The sequence below is a fragment of the Sphingobacteriaceae bacterium genome, assembly GCA_016715905.1.
Taxonomy (GTDB): domain Bacteria; phylum Bacteroidota; class Bacteroidia; order B-17B0; family Aurantibacillaceae; genus Aurantibacillus.
On record JADJXI010000005.1, the window covers coordinates 286,272 to 308,549 of the forward strand.

The 22,278-nt window shown below is 33.3% G+C and carries 21 protein-coding genes; 11 read left to right on the forward strand and 10 right to left on the reverse strand.

What is annotated here, in order from left to right; all coding sequences use genetic code 11:
- Nucleotides 1-3 precede the first annotated feature (3 nt).
- Together IPM51_09085 and IPM51_09090 are read right to left on the reverse strand one after the other, a co-directional pair.
- A complete protein-coding gene (locus tag IPM51_09085; GenBank protein ID MBK9284459.1) occupies nucleotides 4-1,893 on the reverse strand; it encodes a T9SS type A sorting domain-containing protein in 1,890 nt (629 codons plus the stop codon).
- Nucleotides 1,894-2,223: 330 nt separating this feature from the next.
- A complete protein-coding gene (locus tag IPM51_09090) occupies nucleotides 2,224-4,125 on the reverse strand; it encodes a T9SS type A sorting domain-containing protein (GenBank protein MBK9284460.1) in 1,902 nt (633 codons plus the stop codon).
- Nucleotides 4,126-4,423: 298 nt separating this feature from the next.
- On the opposite strand from IPM51_09090, the gene secDF reads away from it, so the two are divergent.
- From secDF to maf, 11 genes are read left to right on the forward strand one after another with little or no spacing between them, the layout of a single operon-like run.
- A complete protein-coding gene (secDF, locus tag IPM51_09095) occupies nucleotides 4,424-7,531 on the forward strand; it encodes a protein translocase subunit SecDF (GenBank protein MBK9284461.1) in 3,108 nt (1,035 codons plus the stop codon).
- 53 nt (nucleotides 7,532-7,584) lie between these two features.
- Nucleotides 7,585-7,746: a hypothetical protein gene (locus IPM51_09100; protein MBK9284462.1), complete on the forward strand. Its 162-nt coding sequence runs from the start codon at nucleotides 7,585-7,587 to the stop codon at nucleotides 7,744-7,746.
- Between the two features lie 2 nt (nucleotides 7,747-7,748).
- Nucleotides 7,749-8,396, forward strand: a complete 648-nt coding sequence (locus tag IPM51_09105) for a heme exporter protein CcmB (protein ID MBK9284463.1) — start codon at nucleotides 7,749-7,751, stop codon at nucleotides 8,394-8,396.
- 47 nt (nucleotides 8,397-8,443) lie between these two features.
- Nucleotides 8,444-9,109, forward strand: coding sequence for a cytochrome c biogenesis protein CcsA (gene ccsA, locus IPM51_09110; GenBank protein MBK9284464.1), 666 nt, complete (start codon nucleotides 8,444-8,446; stop codon nucleotides 9,107-9,109).
- Nucleotides 9,099-9,311, forward strand: a complete 213-nt coding sequence (locus tag IPM51_09115) for a CcmD family protein (GenBank protein ID MBK9284465.1) — start codon at nucleotides 9,099-9,101, stop codon at nucleotides 9,309-9,311. Before ccsA (IPM51_09110) ends, IPM51_09115 begins: the two co-directional genes overlap by 11 nt.
- A gap of 3 nt (nucleotides 9,312-9,314) precedes the next feature.
- Nucleotides 9,315-9,701: a cytochrome c maturation protein CcmE gene (locus tag IPM51_09120; protein ID MBK9284466.1), complete on the forward strand. Its 387-nt coding sequence runs from the start codon at nucleotides 9,315-9,317 to the stop codon at nucleotides 9,699-9,701.
- 6 nt (nucleotides 9,702-9,707) lie between these two features.
- A complete protein-coding gene (gene ccsA, locus IPM51_09125) occupies nucleotides 9,708-12,278 on the forward strand; it encodes a cytochrome c biogenesis protein CcsA (GenBank protein MBK9284467.1) in 2,571 nt (856 codons plus the stop codon).
- Nucleotide 12,279: 1 nt separating this feature from the next.
- Nucleotides 12,280-13,086, forward strand: coding sequence for a DUF2520 domain-containing protein (locus IPM51_09130; protein MBK9284468.1), 807 nt, complete (start codon nucleotides 12,280-12,282; stop codon nucleotides 13,084-13,086).
- Nucleotides 13,067-13,585 (forward strand): HAD hydrolase family protein, encoded by a 519-nt coding sequence (locus IPM51_09135; GenBank protein MBK9284469.1) that lies wholly within the window; start codon nucleotides 13,067-13,069, stop codon nucleotides 13,583-13,585. The genes IPM51_09130 and IPM51_09135 overlap by 20 nt, the downstream gene beginning before the upstream one ends.
- Before the next feature lie 5 nt (nucleotides 13,586-13,590).
- A complete protein-coding gene (locus IPM51_09140; protein ID MBK9284470.1) occupies nucleotides 13,591-14,565 on the forward strand; it encodes a geranylgeranylglycerol-phosphate geranylgeranyltransferase in 975 nt (324 codons plus the stop codon).
- 1 nt (nucleotide 14,566) lies between these two features.
- Nucleotides 14,567-15,163 (forward strand): septum formation protein Maf, encoded by a 597-nt coding sequence (gene maf, locus IPM51_09145; protein MBK9284471.1) that lies wholly within the window; start codon nucleotides 14,567-14,569, stop codon nucleotides 15,161-15,163.
- Here the strand turns inward: maf and IPM51_09150 are convergent.
- The 8 genes from IPM51_09150 to IPM51_09185 all read right to left on the reverse strand — a co-directional run bounded on the left by IPM51_09150 (nucleotide 15,160) and on the right by IPM51_09185 (nucleotide 22,247).
- The gene (locus IPM51_09150; protein MBK9284472.1) at nucleotides 15,160-16,455 is read right to left on the reverse strand and encodes a DUF2029 domain-containing protein; all 1,296 of its coding nucleotides are present in this window, start codon (nucleotides 16,453-16,455) and stop codon (nucleotides 15,160-15,162) included. The two genes, maf and IPM51_09150, sit on opposite strands and share 4 nt — an antisense overlap.
- On the reverse strand, nucleotides 16,452-16,985 hold the full coding sequence (locus IPM51_09155; protein ID MBK9284473.1) for a GNAT family N-acetyltransferase: 534 nt from the start codon (nucleotides 16,983-16,985) through the stop codon (nucleotides 16,452-16,454). Before IPM51_09155 ends, IPM51_09150 begins: the two co-directional genes overlap by 4 nt.
- 69 nt (nucleotides 16,986-17,054) lie before the next feature.
- A complete protein-coding gene (locus tag IPM51_09160; protein ID MBK9284474.1) occupies nucleotides 17,055-17,726 on the reverse strand; it encodes a DUF2490 domain-containing protein in 672 nt (223 codons plus the stop codon).
- Nucleotides 17,726-18,385, reverse strand: coding sequence for a DUF4956 domain-containing protein (locus IPM51_09165; protein MBK9284475.1), 660 nt, complete (start codon nucleotides 18,383-18,385; stop codon nucleotides 17,726-17,728). The genes IPM51_09160 and IPM51_09165 overlap by 1 nt, the downstream gene beginning before the upstream one ends.
- Nucleotides 18,348-19,073 (reverse strand): polyphosphate polymerase domain-containing protein, encoded by a 726-nt coding sequence (locus IPM51_09170; GenBank protein ID MBK9284476.1) that lies wholly within the window; start codon nucleotides 19,071-19,073, stop codon nucleotides 18,348-18,350. Before IPM51_09170 ends, IPM51_09165 begins: the two co-directional genes overlap by 38 nt.
- Nucleotides 19,074-19,113: 40 nt before the next feature.
- The gene (locus IPM51_09175) at nucleotides 19,114-19,611 is read right to left on the reverse strand and encodes a hypothetical protein (GenBank protein MBK9284477.1); all 498 of its coding nucleotides are present in this window, start codon (nucleotides 19,609-19,611) and stop codon (nucleotides 19,114-19,116) included.
- A gap of 1 nt (nucleotide 19,612) precedes the next feature.
- Nucleotides 19,613-20,020, reverse strand: coding sequence for a hypothetical protein (locus tag IPM51_09180; protein MBK9284478.1), 408 nt, complete (start codon nucleotides 20,018-20,020; stop codon nucleotides 19,613-19,615).
- A complete protein-coding gene (locus tag IPM51_09185; GenBank protein MBK9284479.1) occupies nucleotides 20,013-22,247 on the reverse strand; it encodes a CotH kinase family protein in 2,235 nt (744 codons plus the stop codon). The genes IPM51_09180 and IPM51_09185 overlap by 8 nt, the downstream gene beginning before the upstream one ends.
- Nucleotides 22,248-22,278 lie beyond the last annotated feature (31 nt).

The following is a 22,278-nucleotide window of genomic DNA, read 5'->3' on the forward strand; positions in this document are numbered from 1 at the left end:
TTTTTATTTAATCAAAACTTTTTTGGAATAGGAAATCTCTTCAATTATTAGCGTGCAAGTGTATAAACCGTTCGCCAATTTTTCTTTTGGTACAATATTTATTTTCTCGGAATTATTAATGAAAAAATCTTTCGAATACACTTGTTTGCCTTCAGTGTTTGTAACATTTATTGTAACTTGGTGATTGTTTTCAATTCCACTAATATCTGCAACAAACTCGCCGCTATTAGGGTTGGGATATATATTAAATTGAATTTGTTTAGGGTTTAAAAAGGGTATGCTGATAACTTCACTAAAACTCGAAGATTTATCAGTATTTACTTGGTTTAATCTGTAATAATTCATGCCCTCATAAGGTAATTCATCGATAAAATTGTAGTTTAATTTGGTGTTGCTAATTAAATTAGTTGATTTACTTTTAATATGGGCAATGGTTTTAAAGTTTGTTGCGTCCTTACTCTTTTGAAGTTCAAAATAGTCAAAATTTTTCTCGGATAAGGTTGACCAGTTTAATTCTATGTTTTTTTGAAGTGGAGTTGCTGTAAAGTTAACCAATTCAACAGGCAAAGGAGTTGAAATAATATCACTTGTTCCCAGTGTAAATCGAATATTATTGTTTAAACCGGTTATGCCTGTGAATTCGTAAACATTACCGCCTAATGCGGTTGCTCCATTTATAACCCCTCCGCCGCCGGCGGTTTCATCTGCAAATAATCCATTATTATTTACATCAATTAATAAACGTAGGTCACTTGCTGAAACCGGACCTAATCCAGTTAAATCAAATCGTACAGAAAAGCTATTTATTGTTCCTTGCTCTGATCCACGCCATACTCGTACCAAACGTCCTTGTAAACCTTCTCCGGCCGGATAATCATTAGTAAACCAAGACCCTAATCCTCCGTTATCATGTCCCCAAATATAAAATTCATTATTGCCTAAACCTGTTGGGTTAAGAATTCGTACAATTCCTGAACCTTGTGAGTCGTTTTGAATATTACTGGCATCTACACGTCCAATTCCCGCAACATCATGATCATAATTGCCATTGCCTGCGTTGTCTTCGTCGTAAATATCATTTGAGCCTAAAGTAAGTCCATATTTTGCAGAAAGATAATTATTCACAATTATTCTTTGTGCTGAGTTTATAGGTGCATTATAAATAATGACCTCGGCCAAATCTCCGTTGATGAATCGTCCGGCCGTTGCTTTTTCATTTCCTACATAAATTGGAAAATTATTTGTAGCAGGAGTTTTGTTTTCATTGTCGGTATGTACATTGGTGTAATTGGTATATATATCCCGACCAACAGCTGATGAATAAGAGTATTCTATAATTCTGAATGTTGCATTTGATACTTGATTAGCCGCTGTGCTTGGTGATGTTCTTGTTGCATCGGTATATCTTGTTGGAGTATGTATGTTGCCATTACTAAAGCTTAACATTTCAAAGTTTTCTTGAGCATCATCTCCTTTTACAAGCCAGGCATTATAATTCTTTTGAAGGTCAACTATTGGAACAATAAAAATATGCCAGGCAGTTAAGTCCAAAGCTGCATTATCAGGGATCCACATTTCATCATTAGTGCCATCAAAATCTAATGATGGATACCCGTTTACAGACGCTGCTACAAAAGTTGGCCTAGCAGTTGCTCCATTAGCAGTTGCATTAAAACCGTTACCTGATTGATCAGCCCAAACATCAGCCAAACCGCCAATTAAAGTTAACCCTCTATTGGCATCTAACCATACTTTGTTGTTGGCGCTACTGCCAACACCACCAGGACCGCTTTGCCCATATAAATTATTAATTTGAAAAATCAAGAAAACCGCAAAAAATCTTACATAAGTAAATTTTCTAATATATATATATGAAATTTGTTTACTGAGCATTATTTAAAGGCATTTAGGACGAAACCAAAAATAGTGAATTTGTGATAAGTTTGTACTGAATTTTAAATTTTTTAAGAATGAAGTTTGTTAAAAACATTTGTGATATACGGCTGTAAATCAGTATGATGTATTTATTTTTGTTTTATTGAGATTGTTTTAGGTAACAAAACAAAGAATTATTGGTTTCCTAAATTGAATGTTTGTTCATCAAACCCTGATAGAAAATGAATGTTTTAATTATTGAACCAACAAAAAATAAGATGTGTAAGTTTTAATTAAATGTTTAAAATAAATGAAAGGCAGGGTAAGCAAAAAATAATATACGTTCCTTTAATTCACCACAACTTTAATTTGAAAACTTATTTCTTCCACCTTTAAAGTACAGAGGTAGATTCCATTTTCCAATTTATTTTCCGGAATGATGTTGAAATGACCTGAATTTGCTTTTTGAATCAGAAAGCTATTTGAATAAATTAATTTGCCCTGGAGGTCGTGCAAGAAAAGATTAACCCGATGATTGTTTTCAATTCCATGAATGTCAACTTTAAATTCTCCGTGATTTGGATTTGGATAAATAGAAAAGGTAATGGCATTTTTTTCTTTTTGTTTTAATAAAGAAACGATTTGGCTAAAGGAATAAGTGCCATCAAAATCCACTTGCTTTAAACGATAGTAATTTACATCACTTGTTTGGTTTAAATCGATGAACTCATAGTCAATTTGAGCGCTGCTATTTCCATTAAAAGCTTTAGAATTAATTTTCGCCAAATTTACGAAGTCAATCCCGTTTTCACTTTTCTCTAATTCAAAATGAGATGAATTTTTTTCTTGTGCTGTTGACCAATTAATAAGTGCACCTTCTGTTATATTTTTTGCATTAAAATTTAATAAGGTAATAGGTAATGGACTTTGTGTATGATCAAGTGTGCCAATAGTATAATATCCATCACCTTGGGTATTCCATACTAAACCATTAAAAGAAACTCTATCACCAACAATACTGCTGGCATTCATTACTTCAGTCCAAGCCCCTGCTAAACCTGCACGGTAAAGCAGTTTATAATTACTCAAAGGAGCAACCGGTAAACCGCCTGTACCCACATCTGTATAATCAAAGGTTAGATTTACCGATTCGTTTGTGCCACCAACATGAGTCCAATCCAAATACCAGATTCTTGACCATCTGGCTCTATTGGGACCAGCGCTCATTCCACCGATATCCACAAAATCAACAGTATTAGTACCGGTTTGATGGCCATATAACAAGTATTCTCCGTTACCAAAAGCAACATTTTGCGTAATGTCTAACCCTCCGCTAATTGACGAAGCTGCAGAATTATTCCCCCCGGAAGCATCCTGTCCAACGCCGGCAACTTCAAAATCATAATCGCCATTGCCAGGGGTATCGCCGGCATAAAAATCGTTTGAACTTAATGGTAAATTATATTTTGAGGACAGATAATTGTCTATTATATGTCTTTGCGCATGATTAACTGAAGCATTATAAACAATAACTTCAGCAATATCTCCATTTAAAGTTTCCGCTCCTTGACGACCGATTCCAAATTCTGTCCAGGATTTGAGCGTACTATTATAAGCAACATTTCCGGCCGCAGCATTACTAACATATTGATTAATGGTACCGGCTCCATTATAACGGTTAGCAATTATGTATCCTGTATTTGGATTAACAACTGTAACCTGTGAAATATTGCATTGTGTATTATTGGTTTGAACTCCGCGCCCCCAAACTATAGAATTAGCAGAGTTAATCCAAATACCAATACTTTTGTTATTGGCTGTTGTAGAAAAAGCTTGTCCAACCGGCGAGCCTTGAGCAATTCCAGGATTGGAGGAGCCTAATGAAGTATACTTTGTGACTACAAACACCGTAGCAACACTTGATGAAGTTGTTACCCCGGAAGCTAAAATTCTATCATTTGTCCCATCAAATCTTAAAACCGGTTGATTATTAAAGATAGCGGTAACTAATGTAGGTTGATTTGTTCCATTAACTTCAATCGCATTTATACCATTACCCGATTGATCGTTCCATTGTTCAACCAAGCCTCCGTTTACTGATGGAGTAACTCCACCATCGCTAAAGGTTTCTACATCGGCTTTTAGCCAAAGCACGTTATTTGCAGATGTTAATACACCGGCAGGACCGGTTTGACAAATATGCAACAAAGGCAAAAGAAGAAAAAATTTAATATAGAATAGGTTCTTCATTAAAAGTATAATATATTATATGCTTAAATATCAATTAGTTAATTGATTTTGGTTACAATTATAATTACGAATCCAATTTCTTCCCAACTTTTCAAAATCTTACAAATGTAATGATATTCAAATTTAAATTGTTTTATAAAGAGTAAACTATAGGTTTTTTTGAGCAAATGGATTTCGTATTAAAGATTTGATTTCCAAGTATTTAAATAAAATTGACTAAACTATCGACTTTTACAAGGCAAAATAATATATTTGCACCCTTAATTTTATTAAGATTATACTATAGAAATTAGAATTTATGCAAAACAAAGGTGCCATTAAAATATTTGCCGTGTTGCTTACACTGGCTTGTGTTTTTTATCTTTCATTTACTTGGGTAACACGGGGTGTTGAAGAAGAAGCGACAGCATATGCTGACAATTATGTAAACTCGGCTAAAATAAAATCTGCCGCTAAAGAATTTGCTTCGGGCAATGTTTCTAAAGAAGTTCAGTATATCGATTCGGTGAAAAGTTATATCGCCGACCGTTACCTGGATTCTATGAAAAAAATTCCGGTGTATGATATTTTAATTGCTGAGTATACTTATGAAGAATGTAAGAAGAATGAATTAAATCTGGGATTGGATTTAAGAGGAGGAATGAACGTTACACTTGAAGTTTCTGTAATCGATATCATCAAAGGATTAAGCAACAACAGTGCAGATATTCCTTTCAATAACGCGCTTGCCGAAACACAAAAAAATCTGGGTGTAAAAAACAATGATGATTTTATTACACTCTTTAATAAAGTGTATACTAAAAACACAAATGGTCAAGGACGTTTAGCACCTATTTTTCAAAGCATAGAGAATAAAGGAAAACTTTCTTATAATTCAACGAATGATGAAGTGATTAAATTTTTACGCGAGCGTGTTGACGAAGCGGTAGGTAATGCCGAAAAAACGTTCCGCAGTCGTATCGATCGTTTTGGTGTAACGCAACCCAACATTCAAAAGTTGGAAGCAAGTGGCCGTATTTTGGTAGAATTACCGGGTGTAAAAGATAAAGCGCGTGTACGTGAGTTATTACAAGGAACTGCAAATCTCGAATTCTGGGAAACTTATGAAAACGGCGAAATTGCTCAATTAATGGATAAGGCCAATTTTGCATTACGCAAAGAATTATTTGCCGAAACATTATTGGCAAAAAAAGATTCTGCTTCAGTGGCATCCGATTCATTAAATACAAACAATACAACTAACGATAGCTTAAAAGTTAAAGATAGTTTGGCGAATGCCGCTCCCACAACAAGTGTGAACCCCCAGGATACTGCACTTAAGAATTTTTTAAAGAGAGCCCCTTTATTCTCGATGTATTCGCCTCTTCGTCCAAACATCGTTTATGATGAAAAAGGACAACCAAAAAGTTGGGCTGAAGGAGCAAGTATTGGACGTTCGTATACCAAATCCGATACAGCTAAAGTAAATGAGTACTTAAGAATTTTAAAGGGCAAAAATATTTTCCCTTCTAAATTAAAATTCATGTGGAGTGCTAAGGAAACTGAACAAAAGCAAGAAGGAAAAGTTGTTGCCAGTTATTTCGAATTATTTTTAATTAAAATTACAGATAGCAAAGGAAGAGCTGCCTTAAGCGGTGATATAATTACTGAAGCTCGTAAAGATTATGATCAACGTAGTGGTGGTGTTCCATTAATCAGCATGAGCATGAATAGCGAAGCGGCTCAAAAATGGAAAACAATTACCGGTGCAAATAAAGGCCGTTGTGTAGCCGTGGTTATGGATAACATGGTTTATTCTGCCCCTCGCGTGAATTCTGAAATTTCAGGTGGTCAATCGCAAATTACCGGAAACTTTACAGATGCGGAAGCCGACGCTTTAGCGGCTATTTTAAGTGCAGGTAAATTACCGGCACCGGCTCATATTGTTGAAGAAAGTATTGTGGGCGCTACTTTGGGTCCTGAAAATATCGAATCGGGATTATTTAGTTTCGCCATAGCCCTAGCCGTTATCTTACTTTTTATGGCGGCTTATTATAATAAGGCGGGTATTGTAGCCAATATTGCCCTAATTGCGAACATGTTCTTTATAATGGGCGTACTAACCAGTATGGGCGCAGTTTTAACTTTACCGGGTATTGCCGGTATCGTATTAACCATAGGTTTAGCCGTGGATGCAAACATCTTAATTTTTGAGCGTGTACGTGAGGAATTAGCCTTAGGCAAAGCAACCAATCAAGCAATTAAAGAAGGTTTCAAACACGCCATGTCTTCCATCATCGACTCTAACGTTACTCTATTATTATTGGGTATTATTCTTTACATTTTTGGTAGCGGACCGGTTCAAGGTTTTGCGACTACACTTTGTGTAGGTATTTTAGCCTCTTTATTTTCAGCTATATTAATTACCCGTGTAATTTTTGAATGGATGTTGGAGCGCAAAATGCAAATTCCATTTGATAACAACTTTACTCGTAATGCCTTTAAAAATGTAAACATCAACTTCGTAGGAAAACGTAAATTATATTATGCTTTCTCTACGTTAATTATAATTGTGGGTGTTGTGTTTTTCTTTAAAAATAAAGGATTGAATTTGGGTGTGGATTTTAAAGGTGGACGAACTTATCAGGTACGTTTTGATAAGGATATCAATACCGAAGATTTAAAGAAATCATTGGCCAAACAATTTGGCGAGGCACCGGTTGTAAAAACTGTTGGTAATGGTTCAAGTGAAGTGAAAATTACTACCACTTTCCGAGTTTCAGAAAACGGACCAACCGTAGATGACGAAGTTGAAAAGTCATTAAACGCGGGTCTTAGTGAACTTAATGCAGGGGCTGAAATTATACAGCAACAAAAAGTTGGACCAACTATTGCAACTGACGTTGTGTATGGCGCTTATGGAGCCATTTTATTTTCTTGTTTAATGATGTTTATTTATATCGTTATTCGTTTCCGTAAATGGCAATATGGTTTAGGGTCGGTTGTGGCTTTATTCCACGACGTTTTAATTGTATTATCTTTCTACACAATATTTGATGGATTATTACCTTTCTCGCTAGAAATTGGTCAGGATTTTATCGCGGCGATTTTAACGGTTATGGGATATACTATGACAGAAACTGTGGTTGTGTTTGACAGGATTAGAGAGCGACTAAGCGAAAGTGGAAAAGCGGATGTATTCGGTGAAGAACGTAACAAATTAATTAACTATGCATTAAATAGTACATTAAGCCGTACCATTTTAACTTCGTTAACTGTATTTTTCGTACTATTAGTAATCTTTATATTTGGTGGCGACAGTATCAGAGGATTTATATTTGCGTTATTAATCGGTCGTATAATCGGTACATACTCATCGTTGTGTATCTCCACTCCTATAGTGGTTGATTTTGATAAAAAGAAATAAAAAATTAAACCTCTCTTTTAGGGAGGTTTTTTTTTTAAACTTATATTTTCAGTATGACAAAAAATTGGTTAGGATACGTTTCCGTTGGCTTATTTGCAGTTGGAGGAATTTTTCAAATCATTGGAGGAAAAGTTTGGATTGGCTCCTTATTTTTGGTTGTGGCCATTGCTAATTTTATAATTTTTAATAAGCTTAAAAAACTTAATAAGAAATAAAAATGTATGCACTTCTGAAAAAGGAATTTTTATTGGAGTTCAGGCAAAAGTCTACACTTGGCGGTGTTATTGTTTACATTGCCGGAACCATTTTTACCAGTGTACTTTGCTTTAAAGGTAAATTGGATAAACCAACTTGGAATGCCTTATTTTGGATCATCACCTTATTCACATCTGTTTCCATTAGTGGTAAAAGTTTTTTAAAGGAGGCCGGAGGAAGTGCTCTTTTCAATTATTTGCATTATTCTCCACAAAAGTTCATCATCAATAAAGTAGCGTATAATATGTTTTTTATGATGATTTTATCACTCATTACCTTTTTCTTTTATTCTTTTTTTGTGAGAAATGAGGTTGAAAATCTACCTTTATTTTTATTGATTTTGCTGCTGGCATCTACAGGATTAGCCGGTTCCCTTTCGTTAATGAGCGCAATTGCCACAAAGGCCGGAGGCAATTTTGCTTTAATGAGCATATTAAGTTTTCCGGTAATTTTACCGCTCATTATTGTTGCCATTAAAGCAAGTAAACAGGCGGTTGATGGAATTGAATGGGCCGGCATTGATTTTGGCCTAATCTGGATTTTAGCCGCTTTAAATGTCCTTACTTTGGCCCTTTCTTTTTTATTATTTCCGTATCTTTGGCGAGACTAAATTCTCAGATTTAAGGTATTATTTCTGTGCTATTTAGCCGTAAAAAAATCATGAAACACTGGTATAAAATTGCTTCAGTTATTTTAATCTTGTATTCGCTCGTTTTTGGGTTAATGAATGAAGTGCCTCGTTTGGATATTTTAAATGAAACCATTCGTAACGTGTACTATCATGTGCCAATTTGGTTTGCCATGCTTTTTATGATGAGTGTTTCGTTGATTCATTCCATTCGTTTTTTACTTTCTTACAATATTAAAATAGATGCGAAAGCCAATGATGCAGCAAGTATAGGTCTCTTTCTTTGCTTGCCTGGTATAGCAACCGGAAGTTTATGGGCCAGATATACCTGGGGAACCTGGTGGACTTTTCAAGATCCTAAATTAAACGGTGTGGCCATCAGTATTCTCATCTACTTGGCTTATTTCATTTTAAGATCATCCGTTGACGATGAAAATAAAAAAGCAAGATTAGCAGCCGTTTATAATATTTTTGCATTTGTGATGATGAACGTATTTATTATGATATTGCCTCGGATTACAGATTCATTGCATCCAGGAAATGGTGGAAATCCGGCTTTTGGTAAATATGACTTAAATAGTAATATGCGCTTAATATTTTACCCGGCTGTTATCGGTTGGGTATTTTTTGGTTATTGGCTTTTTGAAATAAAAAATAGGTTTACAAATATTAAATTGAAATGGAATGAATCATAAATTATTAATAATAATGCTCACCCTAATCTCTTTTATTACCAAGGGACAAACTAACGGTCCTGAAATGGCTGATGTTATGCGTAGTGAAGGTAAGATATATGTAGTGATAGGCGTTTTATCTATTATTTTTGTTTGTATAGTTTTATTCCTGATTTATATTGAAAGAAAATTATCAAAAATCGAAAAAGAAATTCGTAAATAGATTATGAAAAAGCTACACTTAATAGGATTATTAATTATTGCAATAGCCATTGCTGTAATTATGGTTTCTTTAAAAAACACAACTACTTACGCAGACTTTGAAGAAGCTATGAAAAACCCGGATGTGGAATATCATGTGGTAGGTGTTTTAGATAAAAGTCAGGAATTGGTTTACGAACCTAAAGTGAATGCAGATTTATGCAGCTTTCACATGACGGATAATAAAGGGGAATTAAGGCAAGTGGTGTTGCATAAAAGCCCCCCTCAGGATATTGAAAAAAGTGAACAAATTGTGCTGATTGGAAAAATGGAGGGAGATGCTTTTCATGCCAACGATATTTTAATGAAATGTCCGAGTAAGTATAATGATGCGGCGCCAAAGGTAGAATAATTTATTTTGACTGAAGTAAACTATATTGGCGAACACTTGTGGGCAGGGAAGCTGGGACATGCATTCATTGCCGTGTCATTTGTTGCGGCGTTTATTTCATGCCTTTCCTTTTTTTTATCTACTTCTAATAAAGAATATCTTAAAACAGCAAGATTGTTTTTTTCGATTCATGCCATTAGCGTACTTGGTATTATTGCCACCATGTTTTTCATGTTATTTAATCATTATTTTGAATATCAATATGTATGGCAACATAGTAATAAGAGCATGGACATGAAATTTATTCTGTCTTGTTTTTGGGAAGGACAAGAGGGAAGTTTTTTATTATGGACATTTTGGAATATTGTTTTAGCTTTTTTTCTGCATCTCACTATTAAAGGGGGGGAATGGGAAGCGAGTGTGATGTGCATTATGGCACTTGTGCAGGTTTTTTTGGCCAGTATGCTTTTAGGTAATTACTTCTTTGATTATAAAATAGGAAGCAATCCGTTTTTATTATTACGCGAGCACGAGCAGTTTAGTAATTTACCTTTTGTAAAAAGCCCTAATTATCTGGCCAAGCTTGACGGAAGAGGATTAAATCCCTTATTAATGAATTACTGGATGACGATTCATCCGCCTACTTTATTTTTGGGTTTCTCCTCAACTGTTGTTCCATTTGCATTTGCATTAGCCGGACTATGGAGAAAAAAATATTCCGAGTGGCAGGAAAAAACTTTGCCTTGGGCGTTTTTTGGTATTTTGATCTTAGGAGTAGGTATTTTAATGGGCGGTGCCTGGGCTTATGAAGCCTTGAGTTTCGGAGGGTTTTGGGCATGGGATCCGGTTGAAAATTCTTCTTTGGTTCCTTGGTTGGTTTTGGTGGCAGCGGGGCATACCATGATTATTAACCGCAACAATGGGGGTTCATTATTTACCACACATTTTTTAACCATTGCTTCTTTTTTATTAGTGTTGTATTCAACCTTTTTAACCAGAAGTGGAATATTAGGCAACGCTTCAGTACATGCATTTACAGATTTAGGTATGACCGGTCAATTGGTCATGTATGTGCTTACTTTTATCTTAATTACCGTAGCCTTATTGATTGAAGATAAATTACACCGGTATTCTTATATAGCGGTTTCTTTCCTCTTATTGTTTGTTGCTGTGATGTATGGATATAAGCGAATTATTTTAATGGCTTGGCTAATTTCATCTGCGGTTTTAGTAGCCAACTCGTATTATAGAACTTTTCCAAAACAAAAGGAAGAAGAAAAATTGTTTTCCAGAGAATTCTGGATTTTTATGGGTTCACTTATTTTTTTACTCTCTTCCTTAATCATTACTTATTTTACATCTATTCCTGTTCTCAACAAATTATTTGGTTTGGAGTACGCACCACCAAAACCCGACATGTATAATGATTGGATGATTCCTTTTGCTATACTACTTTGTTTTTTAATGGGAGGTGCCTTGTTTTTAAAATATAAGAAAACAGAAACTAAAAAATTCTTAAAGCGCATTTCTTATAGCATGATTCTGTCTTTTTTATTTACTTTATCTACTTCAATTCCTCTTTATTTCTTGGGCGAAAATGTATTTAGCGGGCAAAAAATCATGTACGCCTTGCTTATTTTTGCAGGATTCTTTTCTGTGTTTTCCAATTTCGATTATTTGATTAATATTTTGAAAGGTAAAATTACCAAGAGTGGTTCGGCTATTGCACATTTGGGATTTGCTTTAATTTTATTGGGAGCCTTGATTTCTACTTCTAAAAAAACCGCAATTTCTAAAAACACATCCGGAAAAAGCATGTCGGCTTTAGGCGAAGGTTTTGATGAAAATGAAAGTATTGTACTTACGCAAGGTGATACTTTACCTATGGGTCCGTATTGGGTAACTTATGCCAAGAAAAGACGGGAAGGAATAAATGTGTATTTTGAAGTGAACTACTTAAAGCCCGGAAAAGACAATAAGCCGGAATTCGATTTCACTTTAACGCCCTTTGTGCAAGATAATCCAATAATGGGTCAGGCATCTGAACCGGATACTAAACATTATTTGAATAGGGATGTATATACTCATGTAACCTATGCAGATTTAAAAGCGAATACGGATGAGAATAAAGAAACCTACGGTGAGGCTAAAAATTATATCGGACATGTTGGGGATACCATTTTTGCCTCTAATGCCTTGGTTATTATTGATTCTTTAAAAACAAATATTGGCAAAGAGCAGTATGAAAAAAATGATTCTTTATTAATTGTAACGGCCGTATTAAGAGCTTTAGATAATAAATCAAATACTTATTATGCCTATCCAAAATACATCATCAAAAACAGTGTGGTTATACCGCAGGAAGATATCATTGATGAGTTAGGATTGAAATTGGTTTTTTGGAAAATTGATCCGGAAGAGGGACACGTTGAAATCACAATGAGCGAAAGAGTAGGGAACACCAAAGATTTTATTGTACTCAAAGCTTTTATTTTTCCTTATATAAATATACTGTGGTTGGGCTGCATAATCATGGCAATAGGCACGGGTATTGCAATCATTGAAAGAATTCGTAAATTCAGACTACAAACCAAGTAGTATGCCAAATATTAGTGGTAAAAAAATTGTTATTCTGGGCTGTGGTAATCTGGCCTGGCATTTGGCCATGCAATTTTCTAAATTAAAGTTTGAACTTGTAGTTTGGAATCATAAAAGCTCAAAAGAACTTTCCAAATTTGAAAAAGCATTCTCATGTAAAATTAGTTCCGGCAAATCGAATATACCTCAAAATGCCGATTTCTATTTTGTTTGTATAAGTGATTCGCATATCAGTAGTATTTCAGCTTATTTACACCCTCATAAAGAATCTGCAATAGTTTGTCACACATCAGGGTCGCAAGCGCTAATTCGTTTAAAAAATAAATCAGGTATTAAGGGTGTGCTTTATCCACTTCAATCTTTTTCTAAAAAGGATAAATTGCATTGGAAAGAAATTCCATTAATGATTGAAGCTGAAAATAAGTCAGGACTTCAGGAATTAAAGAAATTAGCAAAATTATTGTCTGATTCGGTTACAGTTGTGAATACGAATAACAGACAATTATATCATTTATGTGCCGTATTCATTAATAATTTTGGGAATGCACTTTTTTCTTCTGTTGAGCTTTTATTAAATGAAGAAAAGCTGAACAACAACAAACATTTATTTGTACCCTTGCAATTAAAAACCCTTGAAAAAGCCATTAACTTAGGAGCATTAAAGTCACAAACCGGCCCGGCAATCAGGAATGATAAAGAAACCATTAAATTACATCAGCAGAAATTAAAAAATAAAAAAGAATTGTTAGAAGTTTATAATGCAATAACAACATTAATTCAAAAAAAAGTTGGAAAAGGAAAACTATAAAAAAATATTGAGTCGTATAAAAACCTTAATGTTTGACATTGATGGGGTATTTACAGATGGTAAAGTGCTGGTTCTCGAAAACGGCGAAATGGTAAGGAATATGTATGGCAAAGATGGTTATGCTTTGCATTTAGCAATAAAAAAGGGATATAATATTGTAGTGATTTCGGGGGGTAATAATATTGCAGTTAAAGCGGCATTAACCAGAGCCGGAATAAAGGATATTTATATTAATGTAAAAAATAAATTAGACTGTTTTAATCAATATCTTAAGGAAAATTCAATAACTTCCAATGAAGTACTTTATATGGGTGATGATTTGCCGGATTATGAAGTTATGCAAGCAGCCGGTTTAGCCGTTTGTCCGGCCGATTCAGCAGTTGAAATCAAGGAAATTAGCTTATACGTATCAAAGGCGAAAGGCGGAGAAGGTTGTGTAAGGGATATAATTGAACAAATAATGAGGGCCCAGGGCACTTGGGAAATTTCTCAATGGTGAAATAAATGAGCAAAATTTTAAATAATCCATATATCGCTGTTCTAAAGCTGGTAAGAATAGAAAATCTTATCATGATAGCATTAACTCAATACTTTTTACGGTATTTTGTTTTACAAAAAGTTTTATCAGACCATGATTTAAATTTGTTTGTGAATGACCGGTTTTTTGGAGTGTTAGTTTTCAGTACTATTTTAATTGCCGCGGCTGGATATGTAATAAACGATTATTTTGATGTTAAAACTGATTTGATTAATCATCCGGACACCGTTGTTTTAGATAAAGTGATAAAGAGGCGAATAGCTATTATTATGCATCTGACTTTTACAATTGCCGGATTACTTTTGGGAGTTTGGTGTTCTTTAAAAGCCGGTTACCTGCGCCTTTCTATTTTTCATTTTTCGGCTGCTGCTTTACTTTGGTTTTACAGCACCAATCTCAAAAAATCATTATTGATCGGAAATATAGTGGTTTCGATACTTACTGCTGCTGTTTCTTTTATTCCGCTTGTTTATGAAATTGGTTTGATGGAAAAACTAATACCTGATTTTAATGCAATACATTCTATTGCTATTTTGAAAAGTTTTAAAGTAATTTTAATATTTTCAATTTTCGCCTTCTTAACCAGTTTAGCCCGTGAAATTCTAAAAGACATTGAAGATTTTGAGGGTGATAAACAAACTGGAGGAGCAACTTTACCTATAAAATGGGGGAAGCCATTTGCGAAAATGACTGCTTTTTTCATACTGCTTATTGTAACAATTTTATTAATGTTTGTAGTTTACAATACATTTAAGGCAAATCGAATCATTATGAGTATACAAATTATATATATTTCAACTTTGCTAATTTCACCATTACTACTTTTAGAATTTCTTTTAATAAAGGCTAAATCTTCACTTCAGTTTAAACGACTTAGTTTGTTGCTAAAAGTCATCATGCTTTTTGGATTAAGTTTTAGTATTATTTATTTCTATTATTAATATGGATATTCAAAAGTTTATTTCAAATTTTCCATACGATATTATTTTGGGTTCGGCTTCACCGCGCAGGCAGGAGCTTCTCAAAAGCTTAGGATTTAATTTTTCTGTTAAACCAATGAATGTGGATGAAGGGCAATGGCCTGTGAATTTGCAAGAACATGAAATTTGTGTTTATCTGGCTGAACAAAAGGCAAAAGCTTATACATTTTCTACTGAGAAAGAATTGCTGATTACTTCGGATACCATTGTGTGGTGTAATAAGAAGGTTTATAATAAGCCTGCTGATTTTGAAGAGGGAATGACAATGCTGAGAGAGCTTAGTGGTAAAATGCATGTAGTGTATACCGCGGTATGCTTAAAAACCCAAGGCAAATCGAAAACGTTTTACGATGCGAGTCATGTATACTTCAAAAATTTTGACGATAATGAAATTGCTTTTTATCTGAATACTTACAAGCCATATGATAAGGCCGGTGCATATGGTGTACAGGATTGGCTTGGATTTGTGGGTATCGAAAAAATTGAAGGAAGTTTTTATAACGTGATGGGACTACCGGTAAAAAAATTATGGGAAGAACTCTTGTTGTTCACTATTTAATTTTTCTCTATTAATCGGGTTTGTTCATTTAGTTTCTCAGGACTACAAAAAGCTAGTACAGGAATAATAAGTAAAGCGCCATAGGTTAAAGTTTTAAAATGATCATAATAATCATTAAACTGACCTAAATAGAAATGACTTCCGGTTAAACTAAATATTATAATCAATAAGATTATTAATGTTATTTTTCTTCTTCGAAATGAATTAGCTTGCTTGATGTTGTCAGAGTTATATTTCCTGAAAAAATAATAAAGCAAATAAATGCATGCCGGAGTAGTAAATAAGAAAGCGTAAAATTGTTGATGCGGGAAAATTAAGGGTATGAGTAGAAATAGATAAGACAATTCGTATAGCTTATTTAAGTTGGACTTGCTTTTATGAAAAGGCCTTGTTTTAAAAAAGTATAACGATAACAAAATAAGTACTACTCGAGCTGTATTAATCAATATTTTCAAATTTTCAATGGAGACATCTGCAATGTTTCTGGGAATTTTAAGGGCATAAATGTCACCACAGTCTTTAATAAATAAAGTAGCAAACAAGGTAGATAAGGAGTGAAAACTTCTTTCAGCTGTGTCTAAAATATGTTCTGTATTGCCTGGATTTAATAGAATCCAGCGTTGATGAAGTAAAAAGATGGTTTGATCAATACCTATAAAAATTGCGGGAAAAATAGCCAGAACAATAAACCAAAGTAAAATATAAGCTATGGCTTTAAAATTTCCTCTATATATAAGGTAGGGTATTAAAATAAGGGGAAGTAATTTGATACTTATTCCTAATGCAATTAGTAAACTACCTTTTAGTGTTTTATTTTTCTCTAGAAAAAAAATTCCCTCAAAACATAAATACAAAATAAAAGTAGTTACTTGCGCCAAATGAAAGTTATCTCTAAGAAAGGGCAAGGCAAAAGCAAAAGAAAGTAAGCTGAAAAGCAATTTATTGTTTAATCCTGATTTTTCAAATGATAAGTAATATTGTATGATTTTCCATATTCTAAAGGTGAAAAAAACATTAGCAAACAGCCACAATACTTTTACGATATAAAATGGAAAATAACTGAAAGGGTAAAGAAATAATGCAAAACTTAAATCGTAATAATAGTGATACCATTTATAGTAAGTTTCTGTATAAATATTTTTACCGGTTAAGAGATCTTTGGATGCATTTAAGAAAATATTAAAGTCGCCTTCACCCCGGGCCTCAAATAAAACAAGGGCCATTACTCCAAGTCCGCCAAGTATATAAATCCATTTTTTTGAATTTGCGTTTATGCTTTGAAGTAAATTCATTTACCGGGTTTAGATTTTGATAATTCGTACCAATTAATATTCTTCCCATCCAATAAAAAATTGTCCTTCAATTCAAAATTACATTTAAGCAATACTTTATTTGATTTTATATTTTGTTCATCTGCATGCGCATTTAATTGATTTAGCTTGAGTGTATGGAAGGCATAATGAACGATTTGCTTCGACGTTTCAGTAGCAAATCCCTTTCCCCAATATTTTTGTTTAAATCGGTAACCTAAATCATAAAAGTTCAGGTAGGTATGAATGGGTTCGGCGTAAAATTTTATACCGGCCCAGCCTACACATTCCTTATTTGTTTTTTGTATAACAGCCCATCTGCCAACTCCGAATTTTGTGTATTGAGCCCTAATCATTTCAATAATTGGATAAATTTCCTTTTTTGTTTTTAGTGGTTTGTTCTCAATAAACTGATGAACGGCCGGGTTGGCATCCATTTCGAATAAGTCATCGGCATGTTCTATATTAATTTCTTTCAGAATAAACCTTTCTGTTTCTAAAATTAAGTTCATTTAATCCGGAATTAGTTCAGGTTAAATTTACAATAATTAAAATAAATGAGACTGATATTACTTAAAAGATTATAGGGCAATTTGATAAATAATGGCGTAAATAAAATCTTTACGCAATTGTCTGTTTGCAAAAAGTTCCTGTTGGTAATAGAAAGCTATTTCTAAGGAACTTTTCTTCGTTATTTTATAACATAAACTTATTCCGGAACGGAACCTATCTGTTATGAGATTATTTTTAAATAGTGGTACGTAAATTTCATGGGAAGCAGAAAGGTCAATTCTTTTGTTCAACTCATATTTTACCTTTAGCTTATGTCTATTATATATAGAGGGAGTTTTTCCTTTCTCGCTGCTATTGTAATTTTTTAATTGAGCTTGTATTCGGTTTCTATAGGTGAATTGAATTTTATTAATTTTTTTTCTTATATAGATAGCTGCGTAAAAACGATGCCTGGTGCTGAATGTTTGTTCTATTCGTTTCTTTTCTCTCAGCATGTAATCAGCTGAAAAATGAATATTTTTGTTCAGTTTATATTTTATACCTGCTGAAATTGAACCGGCACTATACTGACTAAAATTGTTATTTATTCTGTTTTGAATTTTAAAGCGCAAATCCATTGAATTGGAAATTTCTTTTTCAATTTCAGCGTTCAACCATAATGAGGCATCTTCATTATAGTATTGGCTCTTTACAATTAAAGTTGTAAATACCAATAAAATTATGCCCCCTTTTTTAATCATTATTTCTTTTCGTAATAATATACTTTTATCTGTGCTGAGTCGCGTAAAAAATCAATTTTTCCTATTGTAATTTTATGAATTGGAATGCCGGTTCTGATTCTGAGGTCTTCCATCAATTTCTCTCTATTTTCTTCTTTTATTAATTCAATATTTTCGTAATTGATAATTTTAGAGGATTCTTTTTTGAAAAATATATTTGTTTCAATTAAGTAGGTAATTGCTAATATCAAAGCATTAATTAACCCTAAAAAGAGATACTCATAAGTATCAGAAGTATTTTTAATTTTTGTAACGGCGGCAATTAAGCCCATGGCTATTACTAGAAATAAATAGGACATGTCTTTTATACTGATGTCCTCTGTTCTGTATCTAAGCATGCTGAAAACCGCAAACAAACCAAATGCCGCCCCCATACTCAATTCTACTTTATTCAGTAAAAAACTGATTAAGAATATTACGATATTAAAAATAAAATAAGTAAAGAAGTACTCGCTGTTTTTGTATGTTTTGTAATAAATTAATCGGATAAGCAGAAATACCGAAATAATATTAATAGTAAATCTGGCTGAAAATTTTTCGAGCATTTTAATAAGTTCGCTGGTGTCCTGAGGTATTATCTCATTATTCAACGCTTCTGTAGCTACTTGCAGTAAGGTCATTTTTTGTAATTTTATTGAGTGTGTTTATTTTTTCTTTGAAATTATTGGCCTTGATTTTAGGTTCGGTAAGTGCAATTGCCATGCAATATTTACTTATTCCACCTTCAAAAATTCTCCTCTTTAACATACTTTGAATAAAAGGTGATTTGTTTTTCTTTTCTTGTTTTACTTCTGCAATAACCAAATCATCCATGGAAATCGTGTTTCCATTCTTGATAAATTTCAATCCAAGATCAATAGTTACTCTTTCCATTGAGATTTTGTTTACCAATGTTATTCTACCATAATCAATTCGAATGACAGGAAGTAACTGTGAAGGAGAAAACGGTAAATTGTGGCTGATAAACTCACTATTTTTATCATCTTGTAAATTTGCAGATTGTGTTTTAATTCTGACTTTTATTGTTCTGCCTTTGTTGTTTTTTTGTTTTATTTCTAAATAAGATAGATTAGAATCTACATAGTCTCTCTTTCTTACTTTAAATCTGTTCAATTTTCCATTGTGATGTTGCAGATATAATTTAAATTCAGAAGTGTCATAATATACAGTTTGGTAAGTTGAAATGCGTTTTGATTCAATTTCTACACAATTGTATTGATCTTGTAATTCTGTAAGAATTTCATTTAAATGTTTAGCTGTAAAACAGAATTTGGTATCTGTTCTGTTCATTAATTTAACGCCTTCCATTTCTTTAAGCGTTATTTTAGCATACTTATTTAATATATCTTCAGTCGCTTTCAGTTTTGCTTAATTTGTATGTGTAAAGGTATTTTTTAGTAGAAATGAGTTGGTTATTGGCATCATATATTTTTTTCTCGGATTTCAAACCCTTCATGTCATAGCTATAAATTACTTTTTTTATCTGTTTATTATTCACGTCAGAAGTAATTTCTTCTATTTTTTCACCTAAAACATTGTATTTTAATGTTCGTTTTTCTTTTAATGCGTTATTTTCATTGTATTCGCTTTCCTCTATTACATCGCCTTCTTTATTGTATTTATATTTAATACTCGATTTAAGTGTGCCTTGTTTATTATAATTAATCTCTTCTAATATCTGTCCCTTGGAATCGTAAATGGTTTTACTATCCGTGATAGATTTATTGCCCTGTATATCGGTAACCGTAACCGAACGTATTCCTAATTTCTTTATTTCCTTTTTCTTCTGAGCACACAAGAAAAGGTTAGTTGTTAGTAACAGAAGTATAATATAAATTTTTGACATTTTACTTGTATATTCTGAATTGCTCAATATTATACTGAGTTTTGTTATTTGTGATTTCTATTTCTTTTTCAACGGAAATTGTTCCGGATACCGCTTGTAATTTATTATCTTCGCTATAAACGTAAATTTTGTATTTCCCTTTGCGAAGATACTTAAATTCAAATTCACCGTTATTATTTGCACGAGTTCTGTCACCATAATTAACATCATCTCCATAAATAATATAAACATCTTCATCCATACCCGGGTATTCACCGTTTTTAATGGTGAAGGATTTATTCCAGTCTTCCACTATAATGCTGCCTTTTATGGAAGAAGTGCCGCCTTCTCCGGCCGTTTTTTTGCAAGATTGAATCCCCAGGATCAAGCAGCTCAATAGTATTACCGTTGTATATTTTATCTTATTCATGTTGGATGATGATTTTTTTACATTCATTATTTCTGTTCTTTAAAAAGTACATGCCATTTGGTAAATCAGATACATCAATTTGATCTATAGCTGTTATATTTCTAGTAAGTATACACTGACCGTTAATGTTGTACAAATGAATTTGATCCGACTTTAAAGCACTTTTAATATTTAAGTATTTATCTGAGGGAACCGGATAAACAATTAATTGTTTTGTTTGTATTAAATTTTCACCAATTCCTACTACGCAATTATATTGAGCGTAGGTTGGTAAAGATTGTGATAAAAAAGGTCCGTGCCCATCCGGGCATCTTCCGCTGGATATATCTTTGGCTTGATTAGGGTAGGCATATTGATCGATAATTTTCCCCGACCCGTAAGTGAGTATTACATTTCCCCCATCTTCATCCAAATTAAAAGGTGCATGCAATTGGTTTCCGGGAAGCAACATATTGTCTGCCCACACAATCAGAAAACTTTTGGCCGCTAAGGTTGTGGTAAGAGGAAAGGTGTATTTGGAACGTGTATCGTCTTCATTACTTAAAAAACAATTACTCAAACTTATTGTGTTGTTGGAGGTATTTAATAATTCTATCCAATCTTCTGCCAAATGAAATTCGTTTTTCACATCACTTTCGTTATTTGCTAAAAACTCATTAATGACCAAATCGCCAACCTGAGGAGTGGGCCATAAATTTATTTCGTAAAATTCATGTTCTGCTCTGGCCGGAGAAAATATTCCGGCATCATTATTTTCTGAGTAAAAATAGTATTCAATATGGTTACTGTTTAAGATAAAACTTGCGCCAAAAACTCCGTCACCACTTGTTCCGTCATTTTGATTTCCGTCATCGGTCATCAAAATTTTGGTGAAACTATTTTTTCCACTCGTTCTGTAGGCAAGCCAGGTGTTAGTTGCGTTATTTACGGTAACATTAAAATAAATGTTTGAAAATAAGGACGGACTTGAATTGCTTATGATGGAGAGGGAAGGGGCTTGTAAAGTGAATTCAGGTTGTGTTTGTAAATACGCGTTTCTACCATTCATTAAAGTTTGAATACCGGGAACAGAGTATGAGCCTACACTCACATTAGCATTAAGTCCGTTCTGAAAATTAGTATAAGAATAGGTTTTGTGTGTATCGGAGAGTACAGAAGTGTCAATCAGATTTTGAAAAGTGGTAGCGAGTTGAGTATAAGTGCCGGTGGCAATCATTTCGTTAATGATTGTTTTTAAATGGGCGGCATACATACGCTTATAGGTAGAATTTTCAAGAATTCTATTGATTAGTGGCCAGTGTATATCTGTAGCATGAATGTTGGGCGATAATTGTGTTAACTGTGATATGTTTGCGCTCCCTAAACTAACTGTACTGCTCCCCACAAAAGGAAATCCGGCAAAACTCATGTTCAAATCCCAAATAACGGGAATAAATTTATTTTCATCATTTTGATACAAATAATAATTCTGACAAAATGCGCCTGAGTAACTGTCTAAATTAACTAAAGCACTATTAAACGCGAGCATCCAAATTACCCTATCTACATCCATATTATTTTTTAAAGAGGATGGGTAATTGGTTACTGAGTCGCAAAGTTTTACGAGTTTATTCCATCCTCTATTTTCATCCGGCTCATAAAAATTAGTATATAATGAACTATCACTTCCCAAATAACGAAGATTGCATTTGGTTGTGGTTCCGGGATTAGTGATTGGATTACATTTAATACTTGTGTTTTCTGCCGAATAAAAATAATTAGTAAATAATTTTTTATTTACGCTTTCCGTATTGGTGTATACGCCATAATATTCACCGTTAATATAAACCTTGGCGAAATTTGCACGAGAACAATCCATGTAGTTACTTAATAGGTTGTAAGATAATACTTCACGAATAAATGAAGGGTCCTGATAATTGTTACTTAATTTAATATCTGTAATTCCTTGGTAATTTTGTTCCTGATAGGTGTCTAATTCAATATGAAACGGATTTTTAATGGAAGCGATGTTATAGGAGCTATTGCCTTTATATTTAACGCCTACATTGTTAAATAATTCTCCGTTAATTTTTACCCAATCAGCTTTGATATAAGCTTCACTCCCTGATTTAGCAGTATCCAATTGATAATCCCAATTGGATTGTGAGAAATAAATTTCAATATACTGTATACTGTCTAATTGATAAAAGGTTTGCGCCTTAGTATGTAAACTAAACAATAAAAACAAGGTGCAAAATTTAATGCACCTTGTTTGTAAT

Excerpts from the sequence above, each read along its gene's own strand:
- IPM51_09085 (MBK9284459.1), bottom strand. The coding sequence starts at position 1,893 with ATGCTCAGTAAACAAATTTCATATATATATATTAGAAAATTTACTTAT.
- IPM51_09090 (MBK9284460.1), bottom strand. The coding sequence starts at position 4,125 with ATGAAGAACCTATTCTATATTAAATTTTTTCTTCTTTTGCCTTTGTTG.
- secDF (MBK9284461.1), top strand. The coding sequence starts at position 4,424 with ATGCAAAACAAAGGTGCCATTAAAATATTTGCCGTGTTGCTTACACTG.
- IPM51_09100 (MBK9284462.1), top strand. The coding sequence starts at position 7,585 with ATGACAAAAAATTGGTTAGGATACGTTTCCGTTGGCTTATTTGCAGTT.
- IPM51_09105 (MBK9284463.1), top strand. The coding sequence starts at position 7,749 with ATGTATGCACTTCTGAAAAAGGAATTTTTATTGGAGTTCAGGCAAAAG.
- IPM51_09115 (MBK9284465.1), top strand. The coding sequence starts at position 9,099 with ATGAATCATAAATTATTAATAATAATGCTCACCCTAATCTCTTTTATT.
- IPM51_09120 (MBK9284466.1), top strand. The coding sequence starts at position 9,315 with ATGAAAAAGCTACACTTAATAGGATTATTAATTATTGCAATAGCCATT.
- IPM51_09130 (MBK9284468.1), top strand. The coding sequence starts at position 12,280 with ATGCCAAATATTAGTGGTAAAAAAATTGTTATTCTGGGCTGTGGTAAT.
- IPM51_09140 (MBK9284470.1), top strand. The coding sequence starts at position 13,591 with ATGAGCAAAATTTTAAATAATCCATATATCGCTGTTCTAAAGCTGGTA.
- maf (MBK9284471.1), top strand. The coding sequence starts at position 14,567 with ATGGATATTCAAAAGTTTATTTCAAATTTTCCATACGATATTATTTTG.
- IPM51_09150 (MBK9284472.1), bottom strand. The coding sequence starts at position 16,455 with ATGAATTTACTTCAAAGCATAAACGCAAATTCAAAAAAATGGATTTAT.
- IPM51_09155 (MBK9284473.1), bottom strand. The coding sequence starts at position 16,985 with ATGAACTTAATTTTAGAAACAGAAAGGTTTATTCTGAAAGAAATTAAT.
- IPM51_09160 (MBK9284474.1), bottom strand. The coding sequence starts at position 17,726 with ATGATTAAAAAAGGGGGCATAATTTTATTGGTATTTACAACTTTAATT.
- IPM51_09165 (MBK9284475.1), bottom strand. The coding sequence starts at position 18,385 with ATGACCTTACTGCAAGTAGCTACAGAAGCGTTGAATAATGAGATAATA.
- IPM51_09170 (MBK9284476.1), bottom strand. The coding sequence starts at position 19,073 with ATGGAAGGCGTTAAATTAATGAACAGAACAGATACCAAATTCTGTTTT.
- IPM51_09175 (MBK9284477.1), bottom strand. The coding sequence starts at position 19,611 with ATGTCAAAAATTTATATTATACTTCTGTTACTAACAACTAACCTTTTC.
- IPM51_09180 (MBK9284478.1), bottom strand. The coding sequence starts at position 20,020 with ATGAATAAGATAAAATATACAACGGTAATACTATTGAGCTGCTTGATC.